The organism is Photobacterium satsumensis, from assembly GCF_050336935.1.
Classification (GTDB): Bacteria; Pseudomonadota; Gammaproteobacteria; order Enterobacterales; family Vibrionaceae; genus Photobacterium; species Photobacterium satsumensis.
Map to the genome: position 1 here is coordinate 1,018,174 of NZ_JAKJSK010000006.1, position 25,667 is coordinate 1,043,840.

The window sequence follows — 25,667 nt, forward strand, 5'->3', positions numbered from 1 at the left end:
AACAATTGGGATCGTTGCTTTTTTATATCTAAGCGAGTTGATTATCTTGGTTTGTCTTTCGTTTTTATTTTAAGACTAAGATAAGTAACTACGCCTACTGTGTAAGTGGCAACAAACACCCATTCCCACCAAGATATTGCTCTATCTGATATTGTGTCATAAAAGACATTTAGCCACATGACGATTAATACAATAAACGGGGTTAGAGCGGCACTTAGCACGAGGCAACTTCAGAATTGGTAAAATAAATACGCTGCAATATATCGGCATAGTTACTTTTCCATTTCATGTGGGAACTCACTAAGTCTGTGCAATCAATATTTTTAACTTTTGGTAAATCAAAAGGAATAGGATAATAGCCAATAGGTTTGGTCAATTTAGCATTGGCTGTCTCATAGAGTTTTTTCAACACCATATCTTCTTTGCTGAAGCAATTGTATAGCGTGCCGTCGATGGCAGAAGCTGCATTTGCCCAGCCTTTTTCATCATCTTTCCCGACAGCTCCTCCTAATAGGATCACATCATTTATGTACTTATGGGACTTAGTGCCTAAAGCTGCCAATGTGTAGTAAATGACCCTACATCCCAGAGAGTGACCGACTAGGTTAAACTTTTGCCCTGATGTGCGGGATATGCTTTCTGCTAACTGGGTGCCCGCTTGTGCTGCACGAAGCATTGCTGAATGCCAAGGGTTTGAAATTATATCTGCTGCTAAAGCAAGGCTTGCTCCTGGGCCCAGCTTTGCCGCTGCCTTAATCCCGCCTTTTTTGGCAAGCGCGGCTAGAGCAGCTTGCGCACTTTTCTTACCAACACCGCCCGCAAACGCAGCACCAAGGCTGGCATTGCTTTTTGCATCCCAAGTGACGCCATAAGTAGAGTGCTTCAACCCCGCGAATAACTGTTCAGTTTGCCAGTCATGGAAGTCAGTTTCATTTTTTTGAGTAAAGCCGTTGATGAAAACGGTTCTATCCTCGGAGCTCTTAACGTCCTTGAGCTTCTTTATAGAAAAACTAGTGTCATCCCCGTGGAATTTATTAGCAAGGACACCACCTAGAACGCCTCCCAGCGCTCCGCCACTGGCGGTAATTACCATCGTCCCTGCTGCAACCGAGCCACCAATCGCGGCTAATGACGCGCTGGTTAAAGCCGCACCATTGAGGCCTGCAATGGTAGCTCCTGTACCAGAAGCGCCTAGCACCCCCATGTTCCCGATCGCGGCAGCAATTGGCCCAGCCGTACCGCCTGTGCCAATAATAGCCGCGGCACTAACAAGACCGACACCGGCATAAGCTGCATGTTTTGCGGGTTTTGCTAAGTTAATCTGCTCGCGAACAAACAGTGACTCGTATTCTGATATGTCACTAAGTCTTTTAGATAGGGACTTAAATGAAGCGATAGAACCATCATGTTCAGCGCACAGCTCATTATTCCAGCTTTGATCTATTTTGGAAAAAGCCGAGCTGATTTTACCTATTGCTTTTAAAGCTCGGTGCTCGTTTTCATCAGCTAGACGGGCTGTTTGTATATCTTTTAGCGTTTCTGGGCTGGGTGTGCTTTTTGCCATGTGTGAACAGTAGCGGCACTGCACTGTACTGTTTTTGCAACTTGTGCACTGGTAAATATTTCTACTCAAGAAATTTTGTACAACTTGAGTGTGCTCAGTTTGCTCAAAGCACCACGAACAATAACTGGTAATATTTGCCATCCCCTACCTCACTAACAACGCTGAAATCATATTTAGTATGACATACTGTAAACATCATTTAAAGCCTGCTTTATGGATGGAGTTTGGCTTTCTGTTCTCGGCCATGGTGTGATAAGACGATTTACATGCATTAGCAGGTAAGCATCAACAAGATGCTGTACGGAAGGAAAGGAAATTGGCAACACTCATTATGTAAAACTTAGAAAGACTGTAAAACCCTAGCCAAACATAACCTAGATCACACTTTGTTATTTTTCAGAGGGTGTAGACTAGATGCTAACAAGTTTATAAATAGTGGGATTAATTCATGCAATTATTTGGCTCAATTACTTATGACCACAACAATCATTTACGTCGTTTTTTTACAAAGCACTCAAAATTCAAAAAAGAAATTGAACTCGATATTGAAGAAAGATTGCCCGTACTTTTAAGTAGTAACAGTTATAAAATAAAACTCGCTCAAAAAATGACTCATAAAGGCGTTAAAATACAAGAATATAAAATAGTGCTAACCTCAACATTAAGCTGTCGGGTCGCATTCATTCAACAAGGAGATGATATTAAGGTGATTTATATTAGCGACATGATAACAAAACAGCCTTTTTGTAATATGTTAGCTAAAACCACCCTCGTTGATTGAGTATGGCAACAACACATTGCTCCTATGTCAATCCACACTCAAATGCTTATAATTCCCTTAGAGTAAATTCATTCACACGGATGTCGTTATGAAAAACCAGCTGGGCACCGCAATACAATTTTTTTTGGCTGTCGCTATCTTTTATTTGGGTTATACCATCCACTCGTTTACCAGTACGATCAATAACGTTGTCGATTACTATCCCCAGATGATGGCAGATATCAACTCAACAGCAGATAAACTCGAAATCGAACAATGGCTGCTATTAGCACGCACGTTTGAAGAATTGACACCACAAGCACTCGCTGTAGCAGGCGATATCACAACGACTATCGAGGGAGTCAATCAAACTATTGCCTCGGTTGATCGGAAAATCCCTAGGATATTAGAAGAAGTCAAAGCGATCCGAAGCGAAACGGTTCCATCGGTGATTCAGACCGTTGAAACCGTCAACAGCACAACTCTGCCTTTAGCACTAACTGAACTCAAACAATATAGAACGGATATAATTCCGGCGGCCATTATTGAAAGTACGGGCTATAGGGAAACCACTATACCGGCAGTCATTGCAGAATCAGAGCAGTTACGCACAGACGTACCAGTGATCCTAGCGAAAACAGATGAAATCGTTGAAAAAAGTGAACAGTTAACTCAACAGGCAACACAAGGCGCAGTGAAAGGTGTGCTCCTTTCTCCGGTAAACCTTATCCGAGATGCAGGTACCGGTCTTATCAATATACCTTCGACTACTGAATCTGAGTCTGAATAGCAAATATATGACTAACCCAAGCCAAGCGCTTGGGTTTACTTCTCTGTACTCTTTAGTGAGCTAACAATAAAAACAATACCCATCAGGCTTTGAATTGCCATGACAATAAGAAATAAGCGCAGTGAAATCTCACAGAAGATGATCTGATTTTTTGATAAGAATACAGCCGAGGTAATTAGCTCATCCCAATGATAGAAAAATAATGAAGGAAAGATCGCGAGTGTAATAGCAAGCCCTTTGATAAACCAGGGTTTAGCCTGCCACTCAGCAGGGGTGTGGATACGATAGCGCCCAGCAGTCCATAAGATCGCAGCTATGATTACCACCAGACTTTCCATATGTACCCTACTCATCAACAAATTTGAACAAAGTTAAAATTATCATTAGGTTTGCTTATCGAAAAGATGAGATTTGCTACACGTGCATCCTGTCCGATTGACACACGTTTTTTACCAAAACATATAACTAGAAATAAGCGAAAACAAGGTATTACATTTAGAAACACCCTCCAAAACCAAAATTAATCACTAATAAGCCAACTCATGACACAGTTAATGAAATCTCATTTCTCTAATTTGAAGAATATAATGCGCTCAGCTTGAAGGTCCTGAAGAGTACTGCACTCTGGATGAGAGGTTTTGGCTGAGCAAAAAAACTCAGCCAAATTTACAATTTGATTTATGAACAATTTCCGGCTTTACGATAACCTGCAGATAATGCCTCTTGCTCAGAATGAAAATTAACAACATTCTTTGGGCTGACACGGTCATAGCTCGGGCACCCCGTTGGTAAGTGATACACCTTGCTGTTCTTATTACCTCGGATAAATAGCATTGACTCTGTATCAACACTCTCTTTCGCAACCAGCGTTGCTTTCAAGCCTGAGCCACTGTTTTTATGACCAACATGCCAAACTTCTTTACCTGTCACAAACGGGTTATCGTGGCCCATTTGCTCTGCGATACGACGGTTTCGCTCAAGTTCCCATTTAGAGACAGGATACTGTCTATCCCATGCGACCAATAGTCGCTGCTGCTGGGTGGACATCGATAAATTATAGCGGTCAAACATATAAAAGTAGGTTCGAGCTACCTGCCCCTTTACCTCATCCCTTGGTTCCGCCAAGCGGCTTTTAAAATCCACTTTGAAATCACATTGGCCATATTGATTTTTCGAAGCATTAAACTGACTGAAATTGTAATTTGAGCGGTCACCGTTTACTTCACCAATGGAAGGCGTCAGGTTATGCATATCCGCTTCCATCAAAGCAAAAACAGGATCATTTTTCACACAGTTCTTGCGTCCGCCCTCTTGCCAGCATTGCCTCGCTCGACCAAAGTTAGATGCCGGAACAATATGTTCCCATTCAATACGTTGTGCACGATTTTGGTTTTTACGAACTTCATACCCACAACTTTCTAGGTCGACTCGGCCGCCACTTTTCCCCATAAAGGTATAGCTACAGCCACAGTAAAACGTACCGTTATCAGTTTGGTCGAAGTAAACATTTTCTTTTGCTAACACTTTGGCATGGCTAAAATTGTTGGGTGCAGCAAATGTAGCAGTAGATAAAAAAAGCGCGAATAGCGGTAAAAGCAGTGTTTTTGTCATGTTTCATCGGCAATGATATTGATAGAGAACACTAGAATGACATAACACTATAAAGAATACGATAAATACATCAGTAGCACTAAAAGGTATGAGATATTCGAGCATGAGAAGAAGATAGTAAAGATGGCTTAATCATCTTTACCGCTTACTCAACTGCTGCAACGGTGCTTTGCATACACTCGGTAGCATGTACAACAAGCTCAAACGCATCACATGGTTAATAGCAACAAAGGCAGGCTCCAACCCTATCAAAATCGCGACAGCCGTCATCGCCTCTACACTACCGGGAAGCCAAGCAAGGAGAAGCACCTCCCACCCTTTTGTAGTGAGGTAGCTAAAGGCAATGGCATAGCAGAAAGTGATAGCAATGCCCATCGTGGTAATAATGAGACCCGCTCGAGAATAACGCAGTGCTTCTCGTAGTGTCGTCTCGGCTAGCCTGACGCCAATCAGTACACCCAATATCGCAGTCGCAAATATAATTAGCTCTTTCGGTACTGCGGAAATTTCACCGCCAAGCACCAGATTGTTATAGGCAAGACTGACAAATAACCCCATCACCATAAATGGCGCTGGTAGTCCCATATGCCCAGTTAGCTTGCCAAGCAGGAAGCTCATGACACCAATCGCAATCAAATGCAGCCCCCAACTTAAGGGGAATTCAACATCTTTAGCAATGACTTCCGCACCTTGTGATGCGATATAACCGGCCAAGACCACCAGCATCAAAAGACGCATGGTATGGGAAACGATCACCTTTGGGGATGGTTTTTCCTGCTCTTCGTTTAACACTAAAATTGCGCCCAAAGCACCAGGAATTGCTCCGAGTAAGGACTCAAAAGGCCGCCAACCTTCCTTTTTATTTAGCCACAAAAAGCTAATTAAAGTTTGGGATAACATGCAAAGAATTAATCCTACTAGCAGCAATGGCGAGAAAGCCGCTACCAACTGGTTCAACTGAACAGTAATACCGATGCTCACACCCAAGATTATTTGGACCAAAAGAATAATGAAGGCAGGTAATCTTATAACTTTACCTGTTAATTTTAGGCAAGCAATAACAACCAATGTGGCCCCGAACAACTCTCCCATAGGCAGATTAAGGAAACTAGCGACATAAGCACCCAACAACCCCAGCACCATAATAACGGCCACGCCCATCGATTCCATCCTTACAACAATCCCTTTTACTGCATTCAGTTAGAACATAAATCTATCAATAGAAACAAGAAATAGACATGACCTACAACGTAATCTATAGGGTTACATATGTGAAAATTGATATGGGTAACAATGACAAGCAAAATAGCGCCACTGACAAGACTGTAAATATATTTATACAAAACACCAAACACCAGAAACAACCAATAGTATTGACATTTTATCTTGCATCGCAACTTCAGTTCGAATATGTTGACTACGAGAACAAAGCGAGGCTTATCACAGCCCAACTAAGAAAAAACACAACATAAGATACTGAACATGAAGCCAACATTACTAACTGTCACTCTGCTAGGGACTCTTGCACTAGCTTCCACTTCCACACTTGCCGGTGAAGCGCTTGATAGAATCGAGCAAACCAATGAAATTCGCATCGGCGTCACTGGCGACTATATGCCATTCTCTGAAAAACTCAGTGATGGTAGCTACGTGGGTATTGAGCATGATCTTGCCGCGGTTATTGCTCAAGAGCTAGGTGTAAAGCTAACACTGGTACCAACAAGCTGGCCAACGCTGATGCAAGACTTCAAAAACGGTAAGTACGATATCGGTATGAGTGGGATTTCAGTGAATCCTGCTCGCAAGGAATTCGCAGAATTTTCTACCAGCTATTACCGCTATGGTAAAAGTCCTATCACTCTGTGTGAACACGTAGACCAGTTCAATACACTAGAGAAAATTGATCAGCCAGAAACCACTGTCGTGATTAATGAAGGCGGCACCAATGCACAATTTGCCCGTAACAACCTGAAACAAGCAAAACTGCATGTAGAGCCTACCAATAAGTACGTTTATGACCGAATTCTCGATGGCACAGTTGATCTTATGATCACCGATTCTGTTGAAGCGGATTACCGCGCCCGCCACCATGTAGAGCTTTGCCGCTCTATGCCTGAACAGCAGTTCACAGAGTCAAGCATTGCAGCAATGATGCCAAAAGATGCCGAGCTCAAAGCGCGTATAAATGCAGTACTCGCGAAACTGGTAGAAAGCGGTCAGCTTGATCAAATCATAGATAAAAATATGGGCATTAAAATATAAGCCCCCAAGCAAGCAAAATAGTGCCACTACTCAGTGGCACTCTAGCCAATATTGACAGTCTGCAACAGTATTAAACTCTGGTAAGTGCTTTCTATCTATCAGTTCAAACTAAGAAATTACACGGTATTGATACATCATTCATGCCACGAAAACTAAAATAGAATCTACCGCTTTATTAACTTCCCTTACTGTTTTATCAATAGGCTTTGTGAAAAGATAATTGTCACACATTAAATAAAAATAATTTTTCCCAAGCGTATGGGAGAAAACGAATAGGAAGTCAAAATGATAGGAAGGATCACCCAATTATTCCCAGTATGGGCTGTTATATTTGCACTATTAGCGTATATATCCCCCGGCTTATTTGTTGAGCTGAAAGCTCAAATCGTCCCTTTGCTGACCATCATCATGCTGGCGATGGGTATTAGCTTATCACCGAAGGACTTCCTTAATGTCGTCCAGCATAAGAAAGCGGTTGGAGTTGGGGTCGTTCTGCAATTTCTTATCATGCCCCTCACGGCTCTATTAATCAGCGCCTTGTTGGGATTCAGTACCGAACTCACTGTGGGTATGGTGCTGGTTGGGAGCGTCGCCGGTGGTACATCTTCCAATGTGATGGCGTTTCTAGCTAAAGGCAATGTCGCACTGTCTATTTCTATGACGGCAATTTCAACCTTACTTGGCGTTATCCTCACGCCATTGCTGGTCGAGTTCTTGGTTGGCGAAACCGTTGATGTTCCTGTTTCAGCCATGCTCATGAGCCTGGTGAAAATTGTATTAATACCAGTTGGTATCGGTTTGCTCATCAATAGCTTTGCGCAAAAAGCCGTTGCAAAAGTGCATGCACTTCTACCTCTGGTTTCAATGGTCGCCATTGTTTTGATCGTCGCAATTGTTGTGGCGCTCAATGCCGACAATTTAAGCCAAGTCGGTCCAATGGTGGCACTGGCTGTTATTCTCCACAATGGCATTGGGCTCGCTGCTGGTTATTACAGCTGCCGCATACTCGGCTTCAGTGAATCGACATGCCGAACCATCGCTTTTGAAGTCGGCCTTCAAAACTCAGGGCTAGCTACTGCATTAGCAATGAAGTTCTTCTCGCCAGCGTCTGCTATTGCAGGCACCATATTCTCTGTTTGGCACAATATATCTGGTTCATTATTGGCGGGTTATTGGGCAAGTAAACAAACCAATAGACCCCAGACATCAACAGCCTGTGAAACACAACGTTAATTAGCTAGAAAAAAGCCCTGCAGCAACACTTTGCTGGCAGGGCTTAGTTTTAACACATCAAGAGATTAATACCCTTTTTTGCGTTGCCGGCTATGGTTTTGAACCGAGCGGTACATCTTACCAAGCTGCTTGTCTTTGTCCCGATGCTCACTCAGTGTGGCCGTATTACGGGCTTGCTCACGAAGCAACTTGAAATAGTTTTGTACTCGCCGTGAATCAACCTCGCCCGTTTCTAATGCTTGTTGAATTGCACAATCCGGTTCTGCCTGATGCTGGCAGTCACTGAAACGGCATTGTTTAGTCAACGCTTCGATATCAGCAAACGTTTCATTCACACCACTCTCACAATCGGCCAGTTGCAATTCGCGCATTCCTGGCGTGTCAATCAACACAGAACCGGTAGGCATGAAATGCAACGAACGTGATGTTGTAGTGTGGCGCCCTTTACTATCATCTTCACGGATGGAACCAGTTTGCTGAACCGAGCCTCCCATCAACGTATTGACAAGGGTCGACTTACCCACGCCTGATGATCCCATAAACGCAATAGTTTTTCCGGCTCGACACCAGGTTTCCAAAACCGAATATGACGCTGGTTCCAAAGCGTTAAGCACTTCAACCATGAGCATTGAGTCAAGGGATTGCACTTGCTGACGTTTATCTTCACTGTCTTGGCACAAGTCTGCTTTGGTTAGAACCACAACAGGCTCGACATTTGCCTCACGGGCAATAGATAAATAACGCTCGATACGGCTTAAGTTAAAGTCCTGATTCAACGAACAGACAATAAACAGAGTATCAACATTGGCAGCAATGTATTGTTCAGCCACTTTGGCACCTGCTGCTTTTCGACTAAACAGGGAAACTCGTTCCAACAAACGGATAAACCGATTCTCACTATCGATCAACACCCAGTCCCCCACTGTCATCGTTGGCAGTGAATGGTGTATCTCAAGTGTGGTTTGACCGTTCTCAGTCAGCAGTGCATAACCATTTCGGTGATGTGCAAGAATGCGGGCAATACTTGCCTGCTCATAGTCTTCTAGTGTTAGTTGTTGTTGAAAAACTGGCTGCCAACCAAGTTGGCTAAGTGTAATTGTAGAATTCATTATTTTCCCCACGCACAAACCAAGCATAAGCGGCTTTGACAATGCGTATCAAAGAGAATAGAGGGTCAAATAAATATATAGACCCCGGGTTCAGGCACACCGGGCAATAGAAAGGAAGTGGAAAGCAGATAATTCTAAGTCACTGAAAATTATAAGTTGTGACTGTTTATAGGGTATCGCTTATTGTGCTACCTTCACTGTCTTTGCCGAGTGGGTACGTAATACAATCATCTTTATCTCCTGTGAGTCTCATTGATATTCGGATGAATAATAACAGAACTTTGGCAAATGGGTAGTCTTAAACCCCGTATCTTCATTCGGAGAGCTTGCTAACAGACCAAACTCATCCCTCCAGAAAAATTTGGCAGGTTACAACTGGCGTAGACGAAACTGTTCCAGTAATATCGAATTAAGATTCTTTCTGGAATGACCAATTATGGAAATTGAAGTTGTCGCAAAGGCGCTAAAAGAGCTAGGTCACCCTACTCGCTTATGTATTTATAAAGCCGTTGTTCGCGCGGGATATCAAGGTACACCTGTAGGTAGCTTACAGGAAAAGCTCGCCATACCGGGATCAACGCTTTCTCATCATATCTCAAGCCTTGTTTCTGCGGGCCTGCTTACCCAACGCCGTGAAGGTCGAACGTTATATTGCGTTGCGGAATATGAGCAACTTGATGGTGTCATTGGTTTTCTAAAGGATGAATGCTGTATTGACGAAACCTGTGCTGAGCAAAAATAATCTTCCTGCTTTTCTTAATTTCGCCTTTCAAACGACCTAACCCTACGAAAAAGCCCTCATAATGAGGGCTTTATCAATATTTAAGCATACCTAAGCTAAAAGTTAGGCATTCTCAAACTGCTTTTTTTCAAGCACAGACTCTTCTTCACCTAAGTACATACGTAAGTATTGCTCTGCGGCGTCTTTCCATTCAAAGCGGCAAGCCATCGCATTTTGCTGCAGGCGCTTGAACTCTTGAGGACGCTGGCAGTAGAGCAACAAGCTACGCTGCATCTTGATCAGCAATGCCTCTGGCGTCGGTGCATCAAAAATGAACCCGGTCGCCACCTGAGGTGTGTCATCATAATCAATAACCGTATCTTTCAAACCGCCAACACCACGGACGATTGGCAAAGTGCCGTACGCAAGGCTGTAGATCTGGTTCAGGCCACAAGGCTCAAACTGAGAAGGCATCAAGAAGAAATCCGAGCCGGCTTCTACACAGTGGGCTAATGGGTTGTCATAGGCTTCGATAAACGCAAACTTATCAGCAAACTCGGCACTGATTTCGCGCAGTGCATCAGCCAATTTCGGATCACCGCTACCAACTAGCACAATCTGTACATCGTTAACCAAGAAGTCACGAAGAACAGGTAGAAGATATTGAATCCCCTTTTGTTCTGTTAGTCGACAAACCATTCCGTAAACCGGCACATCAGTCTGAGGTAAATTCACCTTCTGCTGCAAGTCACGCTTACACGCTTTCTTGCCACGAGCAAGGCTGACTTTATTCGCTTTGAAGTGCTGTTTGATATACGGATCTGTTTCCGGACTCCAATCACCATAATCACAGCCATTCACGATCCCGTAAAGCACATCAGAACGGTGCTGGAAATCAGCAGCCATACCGTGCGATCCAAGCTCTGTCAGCAGCTCTTTTGCATAATTCGGGCTAACTGCATTCACTTTATCTGCAAATGCCACACCCGCTTTAAGCATGCTGATATTGGCAGCACCATCTTCTAATTGAAGATAACGCTTTTGAATCAGTTCTGGAATCAAGCTGTACTGGTTGTAATTGAACGTCCCTTTGAACACAGCATTATGAATGGTAATAATGCTTTGTGTATCAGCATAAAACGCATCTTCGGCATAGCGAGTTTTCAACAAGAACGGAATAAGGCCAGTGTGCCAATCGTTACAGTGAACAACATCAGGTTTGAAACCCAACTTTTCACACATATCCAAGGCGGCAGCACTCAAGAAAGCAAATCGTTCACCGTTGTCACGGTACCCTTCATTGTTTTCCGCATACAGCTCAGGACGGTCAAAATACATTGGGGCATCGACGGTATAAACAGGTACATCACCATTGTGCAGCTGTTTTACTTTATACGACACAGGTTGTGGCTGGGTAGATACCTGTAATTCAGTATCCAGCAGTTCAACCGCTTCTGCACCATTAGGTACTTTGCGATAAAGAGGCATCACTACACGCACATCATGCCCTAATTCCTTTAGAGCAGCTGGCAGTGATTTGGCAACATCCGCCAAGCCTCCTGTTTTAACCAATCCGTCTACCTCTGAAGCTACAAACAATATCTGCAGTGGCTTCGAGTTAGATTTCTTCCTAGTAACCAATTTTTGCTCCTTTTGGTATCACAACAATTCCTTCGTCAGATACATGGTAGTGCTTCTTATCTTCTTCTAGATTCTCACCGATAACCGTACCCGGTGCAATCATCACATTCTTATCAATAATTGCACGACGGATTGAACAGTTTGCCCCAATTTTCACATCGCCAAGAATGATTGATTCGCTGATCATCGTATTTTGATCAACATTGGTACGGAAACCCAACACAGATTTGTACACTTTAGCACCACGGATATAGCTACCCGCTGAGATCATGCAGTTATTTGTATCAACCTTGCAATCATCGCTATCTAGCAACGTTGCTGGCGGTAGTGGTGGGTAATAAGTGTGAAGCTGCCACTGACGGTTATATAGAGAGAAAGGCGCATCTTCAGAAAGAAGATCCATATGGGCTTGCCAGTAGGACTCAATGGTACCCACATCGCGCCAGTAACCCGCTGTTTTCTCGCCAGGGATAATATTGGTCATGAAGTCGTAAACGAAAACTTTACCCTGCGGGAAGAGCTTAGGGATAATGTCTTTACCAAAGTCATGACTTGACTCTTCGTTAACAGCATCTTCCTCAAGCTCTTGGCAAAGCACATCGGTTTCGAAAATGTAGTTACCCATTGAAACAAGTGCATTTTCAGGGTCACCTGGGATTGATTTCGGGTTAGCAGGCTTTTCTTCAAAGCCAACCATACAACCGTTTTCATCAACTTCGATAACACCAAACGCACTGGCTTCACTTAAAGGCATCCGCAGAGCAGCAACGGTTAGATCCGCTTTTTTCTCAAGGTGGAAATCAAGCATCTGCTTAACATCCATCTTATAAATGTGGTCACTACCAAAAATACAAACCTGATCAGGTTCTTCTAGCTGCATGAAACGCATATTCTGGTAGATGGCATCTGCAGTACCATCATACCAGCGCTTACCCATACGCATTTGTGCTGGAATAGGATCAATGAAACGCCCTGTGATCCCCGATACATTCCAGCCCTTTTTCATGTGCACATACAAAGATTGAGATTTGAACTGAGTCAGAACGTAAATCTTCATCAGGTCAGCATTCAAAAAGTTGTTCAGTGCAAAATCGATAAGGCGGTAACTGCCACCAAATGGCACCGCAGGTTTAGTTCGCGTATCTGTTAATGGACGCAGACGTGAACCTTCGCCACCTGCTAAAATCATTCCTAAAACACCAGCCATGGTGTACCTCCTTGTTAGTAAGCAATCGTAGTCATATATACCATATTCCAATGGGGGATTAGAATAGGCTTGCAATGAAATTTGGTGAATAGTTTCAAAAATATTGTTTTATTACATTTTGAACGCTGATTTTTACTTCACCTACTACCACCTCATCCCTAGTGGTAGAACTATCAATAAACCAAACAACAAAAAAATACCAACAAAATATTATTTTGTTTACAGTACGTTCTATTTTTATACATTCTAGTAATGGTAGGCTGACTACTCCCCCACACCTCCTCCCCTTTTTTTAGTCAAACAGCTGAATACTTTTTCAACAACTAGCGATAGACTGCGCTCAGTTCATTGAAGGGACACAAACCATGACAACCCGCAATACTACTAAGACGAAAATCAACGCGACCAATGTCATTCTTCACGCCTTTGACTGGCCGTACAATCGAGTCACGCAGTATGCTAAAGACATTGCGAAAGCAGGCTATAAAGCCGTTCTTGTCTCTCCTCCTCTGAAATCATACAAGCATGAAGATGGCACAGAATGGTGGCAACGCTACCAGCCACAAGATTATCGAGTGATAGACAACCAGCTGGGTAACACCGAAGATTTCCGTAAGATGACGGCAATATTAAAAGAACATGACGTGCATGTTTATGTTGATGTTGTCTTCAATCATATGGCCAACGAATCACATCTCAGGCAGGATCTATGCTTCCCATCTAAGCAGGTGATGGATGAATATCAGCAATCAGCAGAAAATTATGAAGATCTGAAATTATTTGGAGATCTAACTAAGCCCTTATTTACTGAGCGGGATTTTATCAAAGCGTTCCCAATCAAAAATTGGACAGATCCGTGGGAAGTTCAGCACGGTAGGATCAGCGGTGGCAATGAAGATCCCGGTTTACCGACGCTAAAATGCAACCAAAATGTAGTAAAGCAACAGAGATATTACATCAACAGCCTAAAACAATTAGGTATAAAAGGTTTCCGTATTGATGCAGCCAAGCATTTAACCCTCGAACATATTCAATTGGTCTGGGATACGGAGATTAGCGCAGATGTTCACATTTTTGGTGAAATCATCACTGATGGTGGTGCAACAAAAGAAGAGTATGAGCTTTTTTTGGCCCCCTACTTGAAGGGGACGAGCTTAGGTGCCTACGACTTTCCGCTATTTCATGCCATGCACAATGTGTTTGAAAAAGGTCAGCCAATGTCTGAATTAAGCAATCCTTACTCGGTAGGGCAAGCGTTGGCGTATGACAGAGCGATTACTTTTGCCATCACTCATGATATTCCAAACAATGACGTTTTCCTGGATCAAGTGATGGCTCAACGTCATGAGCTGTTCGCCTACTGCTATATTTTAGGACGAGATGGCGGTGCACCACTGGTCTATAGTGACCTGAACACTAGCAAGATCAATGACAGTCAAGGGTTGCCTAGATGGAAAGATAACTGGAACGATCCTGTACTCGCCCAAATGATCAGCTTCCATAACTTGATGCAATCCCTGCCTATGACAATAATGTCAAAGGGCGAAGATCATTTGGTCTTTAGCCGTGCTGATAAAGGGATTGTTGCTATCAACAGAGGAGACCAGCCTTTAAGCATAACATTGCCAGCCGGTGAGTTTTCGCTCCTGATGCACTCAGACGAAAATGAAACCTTAGCCACAGAGAAAATAACTCAGCAATACACACTTAGCGCACAAAGCTGTGTGATGTTAGTTCTTACAGGCTTGCTAGATTAATCATCAAAATCAGTTAATAGAAAAGCCGCGTATCCCCTGCTTGTAGCAAGAAGTGTTTACGCGGCTTTCAGCGATTCACAGTCAATGAGGTAAAATCTTAATCGCGCTCAACAGCCAGAATTTTACCGCTGAAGAGATCCATTTCAATCTCAACCCTGTGGCCATCGGCATTTCTTGCCTCTACTTCAATTTCATGCTCATCACGTTCGACTTTTATCTTACGAAAATCGTGATATCCATGACTTTGCAGCATTCTCATCGCCTTTGGCACAGTCAACTCGGGTGAAGCAGAACGCTCTACCGGATCGGCATAGACAGGCAGAGAAATACAACTCACTGTAAGCACCGCTAACAGAGATTTCGACAATACTTTCATACATCCACCTGTAACTAATACTACTCAGCGCATAATAACAAAAGTGCAGGCAATAGCTTGCTTACACGGCATGTAAGGTGTGAAACTCATCACGCATTTTTTATCTTTATTACTGAGTATGATCCTTAAATTGTTTTTGCATCGCTTCATTTGTTGGATTTTACCCATTCCTTCTACTGTGCAAGTCAATTCTTAGCAAATTCTCTCAGTTTTACGAATTACATCTAAGCTTGTCGATAACACCTTCATTTCTGTTTCCGTAGGGGGGCACCATGACATCACGATACCGCACTGAAGTTGACAGCATGGGGGAAGTGAAAGTCCCAGCCAAGGCGCTTTACAGAGCCCAAACCCAACGCGCGGTTGATAACTTCCCCGTTAGTGGCATCCCTATGCCCAACCTGTTCATTCAAGCATTAGCATTTATTAAGCAAGCTGCAGCAAGAAGCAACCTCGAATTAGAGCTACTGGATTTTGACAAAGCCCATGCCATCATCGATAGCTGCCAGGAGATCATAGATGGTCAGCATTTAGAGCAATTTCCAGTCGACATCTTTCAAACGGGCTCAGGCACAAGTTCAAATATGAATGCCAATGAAGTCATTGCAACATTAGCCACTAGCAAATTAGTAGAGCAAGTCAGTGCCAATGACGATGTTAACATGGGCCAAAGCAGCAACGATGTCATTCCCACGGCGATACAGGTAAGCTCAGCACTTGCCTGCCATCGACAATTACTTCCAGCCTTTGATCACATCATTGACACTCTCGACAAGAAAGTGGCCGCCATCGGGCACATCGCCAAAACGGGGAGAACCCACTTAATGGACGCTATGCCCGTGACATTGGGGCAAGAAATGGAAGGTTGGCAAACACAACTGATCAAAGCCCGCCAAGGGATAGTGATGGCTTTGGATAACGTGATCGCATTAGGCCAAGGTGGAACCGCTGTCGGTACCGGTATCAATTCAGCACCGGAATTCCCTGCTATCTTTGCCAACAATATATCCGTCTCGACAGAAGTCGATTTCACGGTAAGTGATAATTTCTTCTATAACCTCAGCAGTCAAGATGCCATCGTTAGCTTATCCGGCCAACTCAAAACAACCGCCGTCGCTTTGATGAAAATCAGTAATGATTTGAGGTGGATGAACTCCGGTCCACTGGCTGGCTTAGGTGAAATAGAATTAGAGTCATTGCAGCCCGGCTCGTCAATCATGCCGGGTAAAGTAAACCCGGTTATCCCTGAGTCATCAGCCATGGTTGCTGCGCAAGTCATGGGCAACGACACAACGATTTCAATCGCAGGGCAGTCAGGTAACTTCCAACTTAATGTCATGCTACCTGTCATTGCCTATAACGTATTACAAAGTATCGAGCTTCTTGCTAACTCTCTTGTACTCCTAGCTGATAAGGCAATTAGCTCATTTAGCGTCAAGCAAGATACGCTTAACGAAGCACTTGCCAGAAACCCAATTCTTGTTACAGCGCTCAATCCGATTATCGGTTACTTAAAAGCTGCGGAAATAGCAAAAAAAGCGTACAAGGAGCAACGTAATATTCTTGATGTTGCCGAGCAAGAAACAGACATTAGCAGAGATGAATTGGAAAAATTGCTAGAGCCATGCCATTTGACTCAGGGAGGCGTTGCAGATAAGTCTCGTAAAGGTTGACTCAAGAAATATAGCGAACCCACTGAGCAATAATATCTATACCCAAGCGACTTCAAGATGCAGGTTCAGCGAGAATTTACTGACAACCCTCTGAATCCTGCAGCCCCTTAGCTTGGCTGGTCGACGTTACCCCCAGAGTTCCCCTGGTTCTGGTGTAACGCTTGTGGACTCGGCTCTTGTACATATTGTGGAAAACCGACATGGAAGCCCTGAAGGTAGTCGGCTCCAAGTGATATTGCCGCATGATACCCCCTTAAGTCTTCAACCCCTTCGATTATGAGCTTCGCCCCCAGTTCTCGACACAGCGAGAAAACATTGAGAAGCGGTTGAGTATGTCCCTGCAGGTATTCTGCCAATAAGGAACTATCAGCCTTTATTATGTTTGGCGACACTGACCGAGCACGTTGTTCGGAAGACCCTTCAACCCCATAGTCGTCAATGACAATATTCAAACCGGCCTGGTTCAAGTGGCGAATAGCTCTCGCCAAAGCTATATCATCGTCTGTGTGGTGCTCTATGATCTCGATAAATACTTGTTCCGGCTTTAAGCCCAGCTCATAGATTCGAGGCAACAAGACAGAATCAACAAGCCCCTCACTCTCACAAAATAAGATGGTGACAGGCATCATATTAATAAATAGGTTGGTCGATAGATGGGAATGAGAGAAGTTTCTAAGGTGGATTACCCGAGCAAGGCGGTCAATATTCATTAGATGAACAGGGTTTCCCCGATAGTAATTTAATAACTCTCCATTGTTCACTAATCCCCCACCATTGTTATACACCCTCATTAGAGCTTCATAGGCAAATACACTTCCATCTATTTTTACTATGGGCTGAAAGGCGCTTTTAAGAACAAGACCTTGATATATTGCAATATACTGACCCTCTCCTTGACGTAAGAGGTGACGTTCTATGTCTTCTCTTGTTCTTAAAATTTTATCCACTGAGATTACTGCCCTAATAAATGGCACTGTCGATTAAATCGCCATTAGTGATTAAATTATCAACTATTTAAAATAGGTTAGACCACATCTTATCGTTATTCAGAGTATTTACAATATCCTGACAATTCAACCTACCGAGAAGGAGCAATTTATTACTTGCACCCAAGTAACTTCGAGGTGCTTGAGTATAAGGTTATCTCTCGCAATTTGTTATTAACATCGACTTAAATAGTAAACTACATAATGAAGCGCCTCCCTAGAAAAGCAACAACTTGCATATACTTCTGCGAGTTTACAACCACTTTCATTGAAAATGCTGACGAAAGGTGATCTCCGTTCGTCGAACAGGTAGAATTGCCGCCCTTATTCCCTATCAGTACCAATAGGACTTGATAGGGCTGGATTACTTCATCATAGATCAGCTTATGCACGCCACGGAACATTGTTTTACGCCTTTTACGTCTTCTATCGAGCACTATGAACTGCCCGAGCGTTTTACATACCCGTTCTACTACGAGCCACACCCATTGTGTCTTGTCGCCGCAGAACAACTACAACAACACCTTGAGACACAAACAGACTGGCAGCATAATTTTGGCCTTGATGGTGATACCGAGAACGCTATCGGGAAAATGTTTGGTGTGTTGCTGGTTAAAAATCAGCAAGGAAAAATCGGCTTCCTGTCAGCTTTCTCCGGAAAAATAGCAAATCAAAACTTACTGGCTAATTTTGTCCCACCCGTTTTCGATATGCTCGAAGAAGGCAGCTTCTTTCTAAGCGGCCAAGATAAACTCAATGAGCTTAGTCAGAAGATTAAAAAGCTAGAAGCTAACCCTGACCTCGCTACTGCTAAACAGGCGTTGAAAGAAGCCCAAGTCGCTGCAAGTAATGCGCTTGCGACACATCGCAGCAACATGGTCGAAGCAAGGAAAGTACGCAAAGCAAAACGCGCTGACAGTGCAGACATGGATCCAGAAACACGAAACGCGCTAAAAAACCAGCTGAGCCAAGAAAGCGTGGTTGAAAAACTCCAACTACGCGATCTCAAGCTTTATTGGGAAGCTAAAATTGCGGAAAAGCAAGATCAGCTGGATCTATTACAAGGTGTCATTACCCCTTTAATTGAAGAGCGTCGTAATTTCTCTTCATCATTGCAACAACAGCTCTTTGAACAATACCGCTTCCTAAACAGTAAAGGTGAAGATAAATGCCTTGGTGAGCTATTCGTCGGCACAGCCCAAGGTGTTCCCCCAGCAGGCGCAGGTGAGTGCGCAGCACCCAAACTGTTGCAGTTTGCTTTCAAGAACAACATGACACCCATTGCAATGGCTGAGTTTTGGTGGGGCAGCTCACCAAAATCAGAAATCCGCCGGCACAAACACTATTACCCAGCTTGTCAGGGGAAATGCCTGCCAATTCTTACTCATATGCTTGAAGGTATAGCGCTTGACGACAACCCGCTGCTGAATAACCCTGCAGAAGGCAAAAGCATTGAGATTGTTTACCAAGATGAAGATATGGCAGTGGTCAACAAGCCAGCTGAATTTTTATCTGTACCGGGTAAAACCATTGAAGATTCAGTGTATTTACGGATGAAACAGCAGTTTCCTGATGCAACAGGCCCATTGATTGTTCACCGTTTGGATATGTCGACATCGGGCTTGATGGTCATTGCTATTTCAAAGCGAGCCAATAAAAGCCTACAGAAACAGTTCATCCAGCGAACTGTCAAGAAGCGATACATCGCAATGATTGACGGAGTATTGGAAGCTGATCATGGCTTTATTAACCTGCCATTACGCGGGGATCTGGATGACAGGCCACGCCAGTTAGTGTGCCAAGAGCACGGTAAGCCAGCTGAAACCAAGTGGGAAGTGATCAGCCGAAGCGACAAACATACTAAGGTACATCTATACCCGAAAACGGGTCGAACTCACCAGCTGCGTGTTCATTGTGCTCACTCTTTAGGCTTAAACATGCCGATCCTTGGCGACGACTTGTATGGTGTTAAAACCAATCGTCTCCATTTACATGCCGAGCTGTTAGAGTTAATCCACCCGATCACCAGTGAGCCAATGACCTTCCAAGTCGACGCTGAGTTTTAAATCATATCGAGTATAAAAAAAGCCCCGGAACCTAACCAGTTCCGGGGCTTTTTTAAAGAAAATAGATTAAGACTGAGCAGCTACCGTTTGAGCGCTATCATCTTGGTTTTTATATAGCTTATAAGACATGATACCGATAACCAATGCTTTGATGATCATCATCTGAGGATTGCCGTAGTAACCCACCATACCGACAAAACCAGACATCAGCATAAGAACTCGGTACTTGCGCAGGCTCGTCATATAAATTGCAGTAAGAATTATACCCAAATCAAGGAACTGGAATCCCACTGCCAACGTTGGCTCAGCAACAAAAGAAGAGACCGCAACATATAGGATGTAGCTAATACCCGCAGCCATTACGCTACCCAGTGCAATCAGCAGCACCTTGGAGACTTTCATGAAGTCTTTCGCATAACGATAAGAGTTAACACTTGCCACAGCTAAGTTAAGAATTACCTTCGGGTACCAGCCCATCAGTAGAGCCCAGACAGTATCGTTCGCAGCAGAACCAAACGCAGCAAAACGCGTCGCCTTCATACTGTTGAAAATAGTCAGTGATATATAAAAAGCAACACTGGTCCAGCCAAGCACTTCTACGATAAAGTCCATTCAAGTCTCTCCACAAAGGTAAAATTCGGCGTAGATACTAATGGGGAACACCTGACTAAACAAGCGTTTTCGCCGGCTGAAACAGAATCAAACACTATAACAAAACAACAAACCAGCCATTAACATAGAGTTAAAACACAGACATAAAATATAATATTGTTTATTATTCTTGATCTAACAATCAATACCCTCTCGATTTCACCTGGACAAGAATAACTTATCCACAATTTCTGGGGATAGTTTGTTGCTAATCCTGTTCATAGCCATTTATCCCCAAGCCATTTCATTCCCTTCGGTATAATGCCTGTTGCCAAGCCCCCACCATTTCTTCACTAAATAGGTAAAAAGTCTTTTTGAGGTGAGTAAACTCCTCTTCAGAACAAACGCTTATCGCTATTTCTGCTGCTTCATGAATGGGGTAACCATAAACGCCACATGATATCGCGGGCAAAGCAATGCTTTTGCAGCCACTTTCCAACGCCAATCGAAGCACATTTCGATAAGATGCAGCCAAGATATCTTCGGGGACTGGTGACTGCGCATAAATGGGGCCCGCAGTATGAATAACGTATTTTGCTGCCAATTTTCCTGCTGTTGTGATCCTTGCTTCGCCAAATGGACACCTAACACCGTCAATATCCGGTACCTGACGGCACTCCTCTAACAACTCAGGGCCAGCTGCACGGTGAATGGCACCGTCAACACCACCTCCTCCTAACATTGTTGGGTTAGCTGCATTGACGACTGCATCAACACATGCAGTCATGATATCCCCTTGTATAATTTGGATCGACATAGCCCCCTCACAGTCCCCTGCCATCGGAATGTTAGAAATTACTGATTGCAACGATAACCAAAACCAAATATCGCTTCAGAGCATCTAAGCGTAATCTTAGCGCGTAACAGAGATATTGAGGTTTGTATGTTTTTTGAAAACAGCCGCGCATTAATTGTAGAAGGCGGTGCGATGCGTGGAATTTTTGCCAGTGGTGTACTTGATACTTTTATGGCTTCCGACTTTCACCCCTATGATTTTGCTATTGGAGTCTCCGCAGGGGCATCTAACCTAGTTGGATACCTTTCTCATCAACCCAAACGTAGCTTTAACGTGATCACGGAGCTGGCAACAACTAAAACGTTCTTTAATCCCAAGCGCTTTTTAAAAGGCGGCGATCTGGTTGATGTAGATTGGCTGTGGCAAGAATCTAATCGTCGTTTTCCAATTGATAAGCAGAGCCTGTTTAACTCAATTCCCTTTTTAGCCACGGTAACTAACGTTTCCAATGGGCATGCTGATTATTATCAGATTAATGAATCAAATATTAAAGACGCTTTGGTTGCGACATCAGCCTTACCCATTGCGGTTAAATCCCCACCCTGTTTTTCTGGTGGGTGTTACACCGATGGCGGAGTTGCTGATTCAATACCGGTTAAAGAAGCCTATCGCCGAGGTGCGAGAGATATTACGGTCATTCTTTCGCACCCATTGAGTTACCATATGAACCCAACGAAACACCCTTGGCTGATGAAGAAACTATTATCTCGTTATCCAAGTGTTGCAGATGCAATGCTGCACAGAGCCGAAAATTATAATGCCTCGTTGGATTTCATCCGAAACCCACCTGCAGGTACGGTAGTAAAAGTCATTGCACCGCCTGAGTCTTTTGCCGTCAAACGATTATCGATGAAGCGAACCATTTTGGATGAAGGGTATCAGATGGGGTTAACCGCAGGTGAAGACCATATCACTAATCTTCAGGGTAGGCATGGATTAAACGAAGAGAACTGTCATTTCTGCATCTAGTTTTAATAGCACAAATGAAAAAAAGGCTGCATTCGCAGCCTCTGTATATACCTATACCCAAGCTACTTCAAGATGCAGGTTCAGCGAGAATTTATAAGCTTGTAGACAAGGCATTGTTTTGAAGGTCTAGTGGCTCTAAATCAAAAAACAAAAACGTAGTATACAAGCTTATAAAGCTCGCCCTTCGGGAGGGGGCCAGAACATCCACTCCTTCGTTGAAGCTTTTTAAAAGGGAATGCCATTCCTGCAAACCTTCGCCTTGCATTGAATGATCTGGCAACCCTCTGAATCCAGCACCTTGAGGTAACTTGGGTATAATCCCCAAAAGACACTTGGGGTAATATTAATTTACTTTGCTATCAAGCTCATCTAGCGGCAACCAATTCACCTTTACACCGGACTGCTCAAACATTTCCTGACTAACTTGAATTTTATCTCCCCATCGAGAGAGGAAGTCTTCGGTCTGTTCAGGACAATGGACGGTTGAAATACCGGTTTGAATAATTTTAGCTGCACAATTTGGGCACGGGAAATGTGTTACCCAAATATCACAATCTGCCAAATCACGTTTGGCAAACAAGATCGCATTTTCCTCAGCATGAAGCGTTTTCAGTAGCTTCATTTCACGGTCATCGGTATCAGCACTATCAGAAACACCGTGGGGATAACCATTGAAGCCAACGGAAACAATCCGGTTGCCTTTGGTAATAACAGCACCAACTTGTGTAGAAGGATCTTTACTCCATGAGCCAACTAGCTCCGCCATTTGAAAAAAGCGTACTGCCCATTTAGAAATCATGTTCTTTACCTTATGGTATTTCGAAATTACTTGAGTCTATGATGCAAAACTTATGCGTGTTGCTCAAGTCTGACCTTGTCATAGAATGTGAATTCATCCGGTTTCTTGGGTGAATTATCGCCAAGCTAGCACTCTTACTTCGTTTCCCTCCTTCGGCTTCGAGGGAATATTCAATGATAACAATAGCGATACCCCAGCCATTACCGCACCGGCCAAAAACACGGAAGACGGTGAAGTTAACCAAAGTAAACCAAAGCTAACAGGGATCACGACCGCAGCAATATGGTTAATCGTGAATGCAACACCTGCGGTAGAAGCCATATCAGCAGGGTCCGCAATTTTTTGGAAGTAGGTTTTCATTGCTAGCGCCAAGGCGAAAAACAAATGATCGACAACATACAATATCGCCGCAACTTCAGCTTGTTCGACGATGGCATAACCAGCAAACACCACTATCAAGCCAACATATTCAAACACCAAAGCTTTGCGCTCACCTACTTGGCCAATAAATCGTCCGATTTTTTTTGCAAACAACCAGTTAAACAAATAATTGATCAAAAATAGCAGGGTGATATCTGCAGCGGAATAACCGAATTTTTCAACCATCAGGAATCCGGCGAAGACAATAAAGATCTGGCGACGGGCACCGCTCATAAACGTCAGCGCGTAATAGAGCCAATAACGTTTACGAAATACCAGTTTCTTGGTCTGTGCTGTTTCGCTTTTAAATTGCGGAAATGCCGTAGCAACAAAAATTAAGATACCAAAAGCCGCTACTCCGGTAATTAAATACACCCACTTAAATGGCAGTTCAAACTGCTCCAGCATGAGCCACAGCGAACCATAGGTACATAAAGAAGCGAGGGCACCAACCGAAATCAATTTCCCGAGTACTTCCGGTGCTTCATCTTTACTCAACCACTGCAGAGAGAGTGACTGCTTGAGTGTTTCGAAGTAATGGAAGCCGGTAGACATCAATAGAGTTGTCATTAACAAGCCTGATACCGATGGGAAAAAACCGGTAATAGCGACCCCTAACGTCAGCATTGCGAGCGAAAGAATCATGAACCGTTGCTCTCGGATGAACATAAGAACAAAAACTGCGGTAAATGCTAAAAAGCCAGGGATCTCTCGCACACTCTGCAACAAGCCAATGTCCGCTCCAGTGAAAGCCGCTTCTTCAATAACAAAATTATTGAGTAACGCCTGCCAACTAGAAAATGCGACCGGAACGATAATTGAAATTAAGATCAAAAAGTTCTGTGGTGTTTTCCAGCTATGATCTTGACGAGTTGCTAACATATCTTCCCTACTTAATCCCCAAGTAACGTCAAGGTACTCGGGTATATACTGATAAACGAATATTCAACTAGCTTAACAGTCTAGTAAAAAAAGGCTATGTAATTCAATCATGCTACCAGCGAGACCGGTATTGACGGTGGCAAGCTTTGCACGTCGACTGCGCCTGCTTAAGGCCCTGTTGAGCAACGCTTTTATCCTTTTCAAGCGTTGCTTGGTAAAGCAGTTCAAAGCCGTCATCCATTTCATTTAATAAGCGTTCAAACTTCACATTATCATCCCAAACCTTATCCTTGGCTTTGCTTCCCTCAAGGCTACCTTCAGGAAATAATGAATCTAAACGCGTTGAGGCTTCATGCAGTTTCTTGGCTGCCAGTTCAAGGCGATCCCAGTTCACTTCTTTTGCTTTTAACGCTTTCCCCATATCTTTAGCATCATGTTCAATTAACCCAAAAGTTGACTGTCGCTGTGAAATCGCCTCTTCGAACGTCAGTACTGTGGCGTCCTGAGTGTTTATTCGCTCAGTGGTTTCAACCGCGATAGAACCGGCTGAAAAAGTTAGGGCTAGACCCAACATCAAACTATTTTTGTGCATCTTTTTCATTTCTATACTCCCACATTTCCTTCTTGCCAGTCTGTTGACGACTGCTGACCGCATTAATTTACACGGCAATAGTTGCAATTGCAACTATTGCTGTGTAAATTCAGAGGCACTTGTTACAAACAACATAAAATGAAGGTGAACAACTATGAAGGTTTGGGATTTACCGACGCGTCTATATCATTGGCTACAAGCTATTCTTTTTACACTTCTAGCACTAAGTGGATTCAATGGCGGAGGGCCACATATCGCTTTCGGGCTCGCCTTATTTGCACTATTACTATGGCGGATAAGCTGGGGAATAGTAGGCAGTGATACAAGCCGCTTCGCACAATTTATTCATTCTCCACGAATAGTGATCAGCTATCTCAAAGGAAAATATAGATCTAAGCCTGGGCATAACCCGGCTGGGGCTTTAATGGTGTTTGCATTGCTTACAATACTCACGTTGCAGTGCTTAAGCGGCTTAGCGCTTACAGGGTGGTTTGATAATTTCAGCATGCTTGACAGTATCTTGGATGAGCCGTTTTATAGTACTGCCGAAAACGTACATCTCTTTACCGCCAAAGCATTGATGGGGCTTGTATTCACGCATCTCGCGGCTATTTTCTTTTACAAGTTACGTAACAAGCCATTGGTATTAGCCATGGTCACAGGAAAACAGCAGCACAATATAGGAATGCCTTCTGTCACTCTTCACTTTGCCAGTAATATAAAAGCGTTGGTACTGTTTGTTGCTGCACTATCAGTTACAATGGCAATAGTTGCTAGTTTATAAACCATGAGGGTTGATCCC

General features: G+C 43.6%; 24 protein-coding genes and 1 pseudogene. 10 read left to right on the forward strand and 15 right to left on the reverse strand.

From position 1 onward, the window contains the following. Positions 1 to 214 precede the first annotated feature (214 nt). Entirely contained in the window at positions 215 to 1,705 is a 1,491-nt protein-coding gene (locus tag L4D79_RS04815) for a DUF726 domain-containing protein (protein ID WP_428648091.1), read from the reverse strand. A gap of 307 nt (positions 1,706 to 2,012) precedes the next feature. Between L4D79_RS04815 and L4D79_RS04820 the strand changes: the two genes are divergently transcribed. After that, positions 2,013 to 2,345 carry a hypothetical protein gene (locus tag L4D79_RS04820; protein ID WP_428648093.1) on the forward strand — a complete coding sequence of 111 codons (333 nt, stop codon included), beginning with the start codon at positions 2,013 to 2,015 and terminating at the stop codon, positions 2,343 to 2,345. A gap of 88 nt (positions 2,346 to 2,433) precedes the next feature. After that, positions 2,434 to 3,114: a hypothetical protein gene (locus L4D79_RS04825; RefSeq protein ID WP_428648095.1), complete on the forward strand. Its 681-nt coding sequence runs from the start codon at positions 2,434 to 2,436 to the stop codon at positions 3,112 to 3,114. Positions 3,115 to 3,149: 35 nt separating this feature from the next. Here the strand turns inward: L4D79_RS04825 and L4D79_RS04830 are convergent, their stop codons facing one another. The 4 genes and pseudogenes from L4D79_RS04830 to L4D79_RS04840 form a co-directional block, all read right to left on the reverse strand. Continuing rightward, a complete protein-coding gene (locus L4D79_RS04830; protein ID WP_428648098.1) occupies positions 3,150 to 3,452 on the reverse strand; it encodes a hypothetical protein in 303 nt (100 codons plus the stop codon). A 340-nt stretch (positions 3,453 to 3,792) separates the two neighbouring features. Next, positions 3,793 to 4,065 carry a sunset domain-containing protein gene (locus L4D79_RS29910; protein WP_489685939.1) on the reverse strand — a complete coding sequence of 91 codons (273 nt, stop codon included), beginning with the start codon at positions 4,063 to 4,065 and terminating at the stop codon, positions 3,793 to 3,795. Then, positions 4,042 to 4,725: pseudogene (locus tag L4D79_RS04835) on the reverse strand (endonuclease); the annotation flags it as partial. The pseudogene L4D79_RS04835 and the gene L4D79_RS29910, both read right to left, overlap by 24 nt. Positions 4,726 to 4,863: 138 nt before the next feature. Next, complete coding sequence (locus tag L4D79_RS04840) at positions 4,864 to 5,895, reverse strand: AbrB family transcriptional regulator (RefSeq protein WP_428648101.1); 1,032 nt, start codon at positions 5,893 to 5,895, stop codon at positions 4,864 to 4,866. Positions 5,896 to 6,207: 312 nt separating this feature from the next. Here L4D79_RS04840 and L4D79_RS04845 point away from each other — a divergent pair, with 312 nt between their 5' ends. Continuing rightward, positions 6,208 to 6,987 carry a transporter substrate-binding domain-containing protein gene (locus L4D79_RS04845; RefSeq protein ID WP_428648104.1) on the forward strand — a complete coding sequence of 260 codons (780 nt, stop codon included), beginning with the start codon at positions 6,208 to 6,210 and terminating at the stop codon, positions 6,985 to 6,987. A 285-nt stretch (positions 6,988 to 7,272) separates the two neighbouring features. After that, positions 7,273 to 8,220, forward strand: coding sequence for a bile acid:sodium symporter family protein (locus L4D79_RS04850; RefSeq protein ID WP_428648106.1), 948 nt, complete (start codon positions 7,273 to 7,275; stop codon positions 8,218 to 8,220). A 65-nt stretch (positions 8,221 to 8,285) separates the two neighbouring features. Here the strand turns inward: L4D79_RS04850 and rsgA are convergent, their stop codons facing one another. Beyond that, complete coding sequence (gene rsgA / locus L4D79_RS04855; protein ID WP_428648108.1) at positions 8,286 to 9,329, reverse strand: ribosome small subunit-dependent GTPase A; 1,044 nt, start codon at positions 9,327 to 9,329, stop codon at positions 8,286 to 8,288. A 436-nt stretch (positions 9,330 to 9,765) separates the two neighbouring features. Here rsgA and L4D79_RS04860 point away from each other — a divergent pair, with 436 nt between their 5' ends. Further along, positions 9,766 to 10,071 (forward strand): ArsR/SmtB family transcription factor, encoded by a 306-nt coding sequence (locus tag L4D79_RS04860; RefSeq protein WP_428648111.1) that lies wholly within the window; start codon positions 9,766 to 9,768, stop codon positions 10,069 to 10,071. A gap of 102 nt (positions 10,072 to 10,173) precedes the next feature. On the opposite strand, the gene glgA is transcribed toward L4D79_RS04860, so the two are convergent. Both glgA and glgC read right to left on the reverse strand, forming a co-directional pair. Continuing rightward, on the reverse strand, positions 10,174 to 11,691 hold the full coding sequence (gene glgA, locus L4D79_RS04865; protein WP_428648114.1) for a glycogen synthase GlgA: 1,518 nt from the start codon (positions 11,689 to 11,691) through the stop codon (positions 10,174 to 10,176). Continuing rightward, positions 11,681 to 12,898, reverse strand: a complete 1,218-nt coding sequence (gene glgC, locus L4D79_RS04870; RefSeq protein WP_428648116.1) for a glucose-1-phosphate adenylyltransferase — start codon at positions 12,896 to 12,898, stop codon at positions 11,681 to 11,683. The genes glgA and glgC overlap by 11 nt, the downstream gene beginning before the upstream one ends. 365 nt (positions 12,899 to 13,263) lie before the next feature. Between glgC and L4D79_RS04875 the strand changes: the two genes are divergently transcribed. After that, positions 13,264 to 14,655, forward strand: a complete 1,392-nt coding sequence (locus L4D79_RS04875; protein ID WP_428648119.1) for an alpha-amylase family glycosyl hydrolase — start codon at positions 13,264 to 13,266, stop codon at positions 14,653 to 14,655. 97 nt (positions 14,656 to 14,752) lie between these two features. On the opposite strand, the gene L4D79_RS04880 is transcribed toward L4D79_RS04875, so the two are convergent. Further along, positions 14,753 to 15,031, reverse strand: a complete 279-nt coding sequence (locus tag L4D79_RS04880; RefSeq protein WP_428648122.1) for a PepSY domain-containing protein — start codon at positions 15,029 to 15,031, stop codon at positions 14,753 to 14,755. A gap of 272 nt (positions 15,032 to 15,303) precedes the next feature. On the opposite strand from L4D79_RS04880, the gene L4D79_RS04885 reads away from it, so the two are divergent. Next, on the forward strand, positions 15,304 to 16,704 hold the full coding sequence (locus L4D79_RS04885) for a class II fumarate hydratase (RefSeq protein WP_428648125.1): 1,401 nt from the start codon (positions 15,304 to 15,306) through the stop codon (positions 16,702 to 16,704). A 107-nt stretch (positions 16,705 to 16,811) separates the two neighbouring features. On the opposite strand, the gene L4D79_RS04890 is transcribed toward L4D79_RS04885, so the two are convergent. After that, the gene (locus tag L4D79_RS04890) at positions 16,812 to 17,651 is read right to left on the reverse strand and encodes an EAL domain-containing protein (RefSeq protein WP_428648128.1); all 840 of its coding nucleotides are present in this window, start codon (positions 17,649 to 17,651) and stop codon (positions 16,812 to 16,814) included. 425 nt (positions 17,652 to 18,076) lie between these two features. Here L4D79_RS04890 and L4D79_RS04895 point away from each other — a divergent pair, with 425 nt between their 5' ends. After that, entirely contained in the window at positions 18,077 to 19,756 is a 1,680-nt protein-coding gene (locus L4D79_RS04895; protein ID WP_428648131.1) for an RluA family pseudouridine synthase, read from the forward strand. 66 nt (positions 19,757 to 19,822) lie between these two features. Here the strand turns inward: L4D79_RS04895 and L4D79_RS04900 are convergent, their stop codons facing one another. Both L4D79_RS04900 and L4D79_RS04905 read right to left on the reverse strand, forming a co-directional pair. Continuing rightward, positions 19,823 to 20,368, reverse strand: coding sequence for a hypothetical protein (locus L4D79_RS04900; RefSeq protein ID WP_428648134.1), 546 nt, complete (start codon positions 20,366 to 20,368; stop codon positions 19,823 to 19,825). A 283-nt stretch (positions 20,369 to 20,651) separates the two neighbouring features. Next, complete coding sequence (locus L4D79_RS04905; RefSeq protein WP_428651708.1) at positions 20,652 to 21,188, reverse strand: O-acetyl-ADP-ribose deacetylase; 537 nt, start codon at positions 21,186 to 21,188, stop codon at positions 20,652 to 20,654. 102 nt (positions 21,189 to 21,290) lie between these two features. On the opposite strand from L4D79_RS04905, the gene L4D79_RS04910 reads away from it, so the two are divergent. Then, positions 21,291 to 22,172: a patatin-like phospholipase family protein gene (locus tag L4D79_RS04910; protein ID WP_428648136.1), complete on the forward strand. Its 882-nt coding sequence runs from the start codon at positions 21,291 to 21,293 to the stop codon at positions 22,170 to 22,172. 343 nt (positions 22,173 to 22,515) lie between these two features. Here L4D79_RS04910 and L4D79_RS04915 read toward each other — a convergent pair whose 3' ends face one another. The 3 genes from L4D79_RS04915 to L4D79_RS04925 all read right to left on the reverse strand — a co-directional run bounded on the left by L4D79_RS04915 (position 22,516) and on the right by L4D79_RS04925 (position 24,874). Then, on the reverse strand, positions 22,516 to 22,971 hold the full coding sequence (locus L4D79_RS04915) for a dCMP deaminase family protein (protein ID WP_428648139.1): 456 nt from the start codon (positions 22,969 to 22,971) through the stop codon (positions 22,516 to 22,518). Between the two features lie 114 nt (positions 22,972 to 23,085). Next, positions 23,086 to 24,273 carry an MFS transporter gene (locus L4D79_RS04920; protein ID WP_428648142.1) on the reverse strand — a complete coding sequence of 396 codons (1,188 nt, stop codon included), beginning with the start codon at positions 24,271 to 24,273 and terminating at the stop codon, positions 23,086 to 23,088. Positions 24,274 to 24,385: 112 nt separating this feature from the next. Then, positions 24,386 to 24,874, reverse strand: a complete 489-nt coding sequence (locus tag L4D79_RS04925) for a c-type cytochrome (protein ID WP_428648145.1) — start codon at positions 24,872 to 24,874, stop codon at positions 24,386 to 24,388. Between the two features lie 145 nt (positions 24,875 to 25,019). Here L4D79_RS04925 and L4D79_RS04930 point away from each other — a divergent pair, with 145 nt between their 5' ends. Next, complete coding sequence (locus L4D79_RS04930) at positions 25,020 to 25,649, forward strand: cytochrome b/b6 domain-containing protein (protein ID WP_428648148.1); 630 nt, start codon at positions 25,020 to 25,022, stop codon at positions 25,647 to 25,649. Positions 25,650 to 25,667 lie beyond the last annotated feature (18 nt).